Annotated in this window: 1 protein-coding gene; it reads right to left on the reverse strand. The window is 51.3% G+C overall.

The window, feature by feature from the left end; genetic code table 11:
- The coding region (locus tag HBA93_RS20080) for a glycosyl hydrolase family 8 (RefSeq protein WP_286202090.1) at window positions 1-316 on the reverse strand (316 nt) is incomplete at both ends.

The following is a 316-nucleotide window of genomic DNA, read 5'->3' on the forward strand; positions in this document are numbered from 1 at the left end:
ATGCGTGCCAAACCGGCTTTGTTGCAAAAGCTGTAAACCGCTCTTTGCCAGCGCATCCCATGACGGAGAAGGTGCCAGCTCATTGAGCACGGGAAAAGCCTCAAAAACCCAGTAGGACAGGTTAATCACCGGGCCGTCATCACGGTCTTTGGCACTGAAGCCGCGAATGGCAGGCAACAGAATGACCTCATCATGCTGTGTCGTGATCTGTTTTTTCAGCAGACTTGCAGCAATTGTAGTGGCGGTTTTGCGATAATCCGCATTGTTCCATTTCTGCGCAGCCAGAGCTAAAGCATAGGCGATCAGAATATCACCG

This window comes from Ochrobactrum sp. SFR4 (assembly GCF_019730395.1).
In the GTDB taxonomy this organism is placed as follows: Bacteria; Pseudomonadota; Alphaproteobacteria; order Rhizobiales; family Rhizobiaceae; genus Pseudochrobactrum.